We start from the raw sequence: 5,848 nt of genomic DNA on the forward strand, positions 1-5,848 counted from the left end.
AACGCCGAAGCACGCTAGTAGCGTGCAAAAAACCTTGGGCTTTGCCCAAACCCACTGGGGAACTCTTCCCCAGACCCCATTAATTAACTCCCCCAACCCCCTCAATTTTGAGGGGGCTCCCTCGCCGGTAGGCAGGAATCGAATGGATTCGATTCAATGCCAAGAGGGTTCGGGTGCGGTGAGTTTGTCAATGCCTTTCCGTTCCTTATGCTCACTTCGTTCCGCTACCACTCCAAGACATTGACAAACGCCATATGAAGCATTTTAAGCCCTTATAAGAGGTCGCCCCTAGTTAAAAACCATATTAAGCCTAAAATTCCAATATAGCTTTTATTTGGCTTAATAGGATGATTGATTGTACGTGTCCTTTGCTTCATCTACGGTTTTCATATCAAATTCTACATACATAGCACGAACCAGGTCTTGGATCTGTTCATCATCATAGCCAAGTTTCTTCGCTCCAAGAATGACATATCCTAAACAAGCATTATTACTCCATTCACTTTCATTTCCAAGTTCTTTATTATTGTTTAAATATGCATTTGCAACAACTTCACGTAAAAATTTTGAACGGTTACCTTCTGCTTTTTCATCAAGCCAATTCCACATATCATCAGAAAGCGTGAGAGATACCTTTTTAGTCGTTCCCATACTAGGACGTCCAATTTTTCCCAGCTGACCCATTGCTAATTTTTGGCGACAATTCGCACATAAAATGACATAATCATCTCCTGAATAAAAATCAATTACATCATGCGTTTCACCACAATTCATACATTTTGCTTCTTCAATTTGAAATAACCCCGTTGGCATACTCCTTTCTAATTCCTTGAGTGCCTTCCTTGCTTCTTCTCTTGTTCCATATGTAATTTCTTGACCATCTGTTTCGATCTCACTACTCGTTATGATTTCACCATTTTTCCCACGAATAACGAACATTCCAATCACCCCTAATCTTAAGTTACTTTTATTGTACCGATTTGGTAACCTAAAATCAATAATTTAAGTTACCAAAAGGCAAATAATTTAAGTCCTTTTTCTAAAACAATTTTGCTTTAGTAGGTGATTGCGGAACTGCTGTAGAATAAGAATAATAGATTTCCCGTAGATCGGAGTGATAGACATGAAAAAATTAATGACCATGGCAGAGGTCGCAAAAGAATTAAATATACCGGAATCTACTGCTCGATATTATCGGGATCATTTTATAGATTACATTCCTTCCGTTGGCGAAGGCAGAAAAAAACGTTACCGATTGGAAACGGTGGAAGTGTTGCGGTTCATTGCAGAGGGGTTTAAACGCAAGCTAACCGCAATCGAAATTGAAGATGGTCTAAGCCAGATGTTTCCTAAGAATATCGATATGAAAGAAACAACCGCAACAACAACAGCAGTAGTGCAACAGCAATCAGAAAATGACAATAAACACTATGCTTTACAACTTCAAAATGCACTGGAACAAATGAATGCAACCATGAAAATAATTGCTGATCAAAAAGAGGAAATTACGGAACTGCGGAAACATGTTGCGGATATAGAAAAACAGCAACAAAAACAAGAGGATTATATCAATAACCGATTAGAAGAACGAGATCGAAAATTAATGGAATCATTGAGAGAAATACAAGAAGCTAAAAATGAAATAGCAAATGCTCGAGAAGAAAAGAAAAGGGGATTCTTTACGAGATTTTTCAAGTAAAATATTTACCCTTCTTCTAAAATAAACCTCTTTTTTATGCAGGATTTTATGCATGTTGGAAGGTGGATCCCGAAGGAAAAACCTTAATTTATCAAGCATGTATAAAATCCTGTATATTAGATAAAAAAATGGGAGTTTCCAAACGTTGATTTATCAATGTTTTTTTATTTTGTAACTTCCTAAAAGAGACATTATGTTAACTAAAAATGTATACTATATTCAATAAGGCATATTAGATAAGAAAAAATACATTTATTTTTATAGAATATGACAAAATAAAAATTTACAAAAAGATATACGATAACTTCCAAAATTATCTCACTTTAATACCATTTTAATACTGTTTTAATACAATTTTAATGTTATTATAGTATTATAAATACAAAATATTTGATTAATTATAGTAAATGTTAAACATGTAAAAAATTTTTTAATCAAACTTGTGATGTATGCGAAGAAGTTATGAAGAGGGGGGGATTTTGTGACTACTAAAAAAATGCCAGTATCCATGCCAGAAAATTTAAAAGAACAATTAAAAAAAATGGCTAATGAACTAGGATTGTCACAAAATCAATTAGCAGTAATGGCTTTACATAGTCTTGTAGCAAATTATGAAATAAAAGGCTCTTTTATCTTTGCTGATTTACTAAATTCTAATTATCCTAAAAATGAAAATTCATTTAGAAAATAGTCCATTATGAATAGCAATTATTGTAAAAAATATATTAATGAAAAGGTGCGTATAAAAATGAAAAAAGCTTTTATAAAAACATTCCAATATTTAATTTTAGCTATAATATTATTGGCAATATTAAAATTTGCAAATCCACTTGAAATAAATATTATACCTTATATTTGGGGAATAATAATTTTAGCTATTATTTTATTTTTTATTTACTTCTTTTTAGAAAAAAAGAAAAATAAATAGAAAAAGAGGACATTTAAATGTCCTCTTTTTCTATTTATTTAACTGCTTTAAAAGTAGTTTTATTTGTTGACATGGTAACTCCGTACGTATAAGTAACTTTTAACCGCATATTTTTATGATATGCTTTTTCTATTTCTTTTTTTCCGACAGAACTAGATCCTAATGCTATACCAATTGCAGCTGCTTGTCCACCAGGAATTAAACCAACACCAATGCTTGCCCAACCTCCAACAGATTGAACCTTTTTCATATTTTTGTAGAGAGTTTTTACATTTGATTTACTAATATAGTAAGTATATGATTTTCCGGCAACTGATGCTGCTTCCGCTTTGTCTACCCCAATGTTGGTTATTGCTGGGGCTCCTAAAGATACTATTAAAGCCAAACAAATGCAGATAATAAACTTTTTCATTAAACAACCTCCTAATATTTAGAATTTATCGTAAATATTAATATACTATAATTTTCCAAATTGTAAATAAAAAATTCAAAATGTTTTAAAATAATTTAATTCCCTTTTACTTTGGCTTTTCTCTTGTTTTGGGGTGTGAGTGCTGGCTGGGGGTGTGGGGGCTAGCCCCCACATAGCGTTAATAATTATCGATTAAAGCAGATATTTTTGAACGGATGCACTAGCGGTTTTGGCGGTACAATAACAAGAGCAAGCCGAATGTATTAAATCCTCGTTTTGGGTATGTTCGGCTTGGCGATATGCCTACACCGCCAAAATTTCGGAATGCAAGGAGGAAAGGGTGGAGATTTTTTTGAGTGGGTTTTTCAAAAAAATACTACCCGAACCTTGCATGGAGAAAAGCCCTTATATAAAGAGTGAGAGTATAAAGCCTATTAAAAGTTTAAAAAAGGTTGATATATCAATAGTTTTAGGGATTTAATACCGTATTAAAAGTGATACGGTACCGTATTAAATTTAATACGGTTAAAGAAATAAAAAAAGAGCCTTATTGGCTCTTTTAGTTAGAATAATCTTTGAGGTAATTTTTTTAGTGTAGGATTATCTTTCATTTGTTTTTGAAACATTAATACTAAATGCTCATCTACATCATCTTTATCGCCCACATAAATAATATTAGGGTTAATAAAAAGTACATAATCTTTTGCTTGATTTACATCTCTAGTATCACCTGAAACAGCTTTAGCAAGAATACCTTTTCTAATTAACGCATTTACTACTCTACTAATTTTTGTTCGTGAAGTATTTAAACAATCAGCAATACCTTGAATCGTTAAAGCATTTGCTGGTTTTTTCATTATGTCATCTACAATAGCATTTGAATGCATACTTATGTTTGGTTGAACATCAGTTAAAAAAACTTTTTCTTCACTAGTTAAATACTTCTCACGCCTTAAAAACTCCCAGTTCCTTTGTAAGAATTGAGCAAACCTCACTTTCGATTGAGGACTTTTTTTAGTACCTATGTAAAGTTCTTTTCCAATACCTTGACTTAACATACCTAAGGCAATATTAATTTGATCTTGTGACAAGCCCCCATGATTTAATGCATATTTTAACTGTTCAATGTCAATATCTCTCTGTTTAGCCTTATTTTCAGCCTGTCCAAAATCTACAACTTTACCTTTACTCATTTTAATTCCTCTCCTCTGTGGAAGGAATTAGCCCCTTTGTGGTAGAATATAATTAAACAAAGTGAATAAAGGGGCTAACCCCTTTAAGGGCTAACTCCTATGCCCTTTAATAGTTTTGAGAAACCGCCTATCCGACCAAAGACAGGGCGGTTTTTTCTTTGTCTTTATACTTCTATCCTAGCATAATTTTCCTTTTTTCGAGATATTTTTCATCTTTCTAAACTATTATTCTTCTCTCTCATTTTTCTCTGTTCTTGAACATGTACTCTTTCAAAATAATTTTCTACTCCTTGTTTTTCCATATCACCTTTTAAAACGTCTCTAAACCCTTTAAATTTATCTTTAAATATTTTCTTAGTGTTTTTATACAAAACTCTTAAATTTTTCTCTAAAACGCTTATATGGCTTTTTAACAAGCTATTCTCTTTAGAAAGCCTTTCATTTTCTAAATATAAATTGGTATATTCCTCCGTAAGATCTTCATATCTCTCGTCTTCACGTTTTAGGTCTTTTTTTAACTGCTGATTCTCTTTCGCCAAGTCAGTATCTTTCAAACGGTTATAATCTTTTTGAATGGCAACTGCAGCAGTAACTTGTTCATTCATTTTTTTATATTGTGTTGGTGTCAAAACCAAGTTTCCAGTTTTCTTTTTAATCACTTCTGATTTCCCAAACAACTTATCTTTTACTTCTGTTTTAACTTCTTGTCTTTTGAATTTAACTGCTTTTGGCTCTAATGTGGCAGTTAATTCATCCAATCTTTCTTCTTGTTTTTCTACCTTTTGTTGGACTTCTAAAAAAACTTTTTCATGGTATTTTGTCTCTTGTTTAAATCTGTCCATGTCTTGATGTTTTTTCTTCGTCACTTCTTTAGGCTCTCCACGTTCCAACTGGTAACCTTTATCATTTATAAATTCATTAAATCGATCTTGAAGCTTGGTTAAAGCCGACTTATTCCCGATAACATCCTTAGCGCTTAAGCGTCCATCTTCCGTTAACGGAACAACGCCAAAATGCATATGCGGTGTGCTTTCATCCATATGTATCGTGGCATATACCACATTTTCTTTTCCATATTCATCCTCCAGGAACTCCAACGAATCTTGGAAGTATTTTTTTACCTGGTCCTGGTCCATATTTTCAAAAAACATATTATCACTCGTTATAATGCCATCAATATGACGTATCGCATCACTTCGTATTTTTCGTTTTCCTGTGTAACCTTCTTCAATTCTCTTTTCAATTAATTCATTGTAATTTTGCTTTTCTTGGCCATGAATTAAATCCACATTTAAATGCGTTCGTTCATGATCAATATCTTTGTTGTTGTAATTATTATTTTCTCTTTGAACATGTTTTTGAATCCCGATTGTATTGGCTGCTTGTTTCACTTTCTCCACTCTCAAAATCGAGTAGGACATTTCCGTATAACCTCCTTTTTTGGGGGAAGCACTAAGAAGACTTATCCATCTATGTTTCTATAAGTCTAACACACTAGACTTATATTCATAAGTCGTGTGCCCTGCGGGGCGTTCGGCTAACGCCGAAGCACGCTAGTAGCGTGCAAAAAACCTTGGGCTTTGCCCAAACCCACTGGGGAACTCTTCCCCAGACCC

General features: G+C 33.2%; 7 protein-coding genes. 3 read left to right on the forward strand and 4 right to left on the reverse strand.

Features of this window, described 5'->3' with window-relative positions:
* Window positions 1-339: 339 nt before the first annotated feature.
* Window positions 340-939, reverse strand: a complete 600-nt coding sequence (locus KM885_RS17385) for a hypothetical protein (RefSeq protein ID WP_216884326.1) — start codon at window positions 937-939, stop codon at window positions 340-342.
* Between the two features lie 184 nt (window positions 940-1,123).
* On the opposite strand from KM885_RS17385, the gene KM885_RS17390 reads away from it, so the two are divergent.
* The 3 genes from KM885_RS17390 (at window position 1,124) to KM885_RS17400 (ending at window position 2,627) form a co-directional block, all read left to right on the forward strand.
* Window positions 1,124-1,699, forward strand: coding sequence for a DUF3967 domain-containing protein (locus KM885_RS17390; protein ID WP_216884320.1), 576 nt, complete (start codon window positions 1,124-1,126; stop codon window positions 1,697-1,699).
* Between the two features lie 481 nt (window positions 1,700-2,180).
* On the forward strand, window positions 2,181-2,390 hold the full coding sequence (locus tag KM885_RS17395; RefSeq protein ID WP_216884321.1) for a hypothetical protein: 210 nt from the start codon (window positions 2,181-2,183) through the stop codon (window positions 2,388-2,390).
* A 57-nt stretch (window positions 2,391-2,447) separates the two neighbouring features.
* Complete coding sequence (locus KM885_RS17400) at window positions 2,448-2,627, forward strand: hypothetical protein (RefSeq protein WP_216884322.1); 180 nt, start codon at window positions 2,448-2,450, stop codon at window positions 2,625-2,627.
* A gap of 34 nt (window positions 2,628-2,661) precedes the next feature.
* Here the strand turns inward: KM885_RS17400 and KM885_RS17405 are convergent, their stop codons facing one another.
* The 3 genes from KM885_RS17405 to mobV form a co-directional block, all read right to left on the reverse strand.
* Entirely contained in the window at window positions 2,662-3,039 is a 378-nt protein-coding gene (locus KM885_RS17405) for a hypothetical protein (RefSeq protein ID WP_216884323.1), read from the reverse strand.
* Window positions 3,040-3,602: 563 nt separating this feature from the next.
* Window positions 3,603-4,232: a helix-turn-helix domain-containing protein gene (locus KM885_RS17410; protein ID WP_216884324.1), complete on the reverse strand. Its 630-nt coding sequence runs from the start codon at window positions 4,230-4,232 to the stop codon at window positions 3,603-3,605.
* A gap of 209 nt (window positions 4,233-4,441) precedes the next feature.
* Window positions 4,442-5,653, reverse strand: coding sequence for a MobV family relaxase (gene mobV, locus KM885_RS17415; RefSeq protein ID WP_216884325.1), 1,212 nt, complete (start codon window positions 5,651-5,653; stop codon window positions 4,442-4,444).
* Window positions 5,654-5,848: the final 195 nt, after the last annotated feature.

It is taken from the genome of Oceanobacillus caeni (genome assembly GCF_019037185.1).
In the GTDB taxonomy this organism is placed as follows: domain Bacteria; phylum Bacillota; class Bacilli; order Bacillales; family Amphibacillaceae; genus Oceanobacillus; species Oceanobacillus caeni.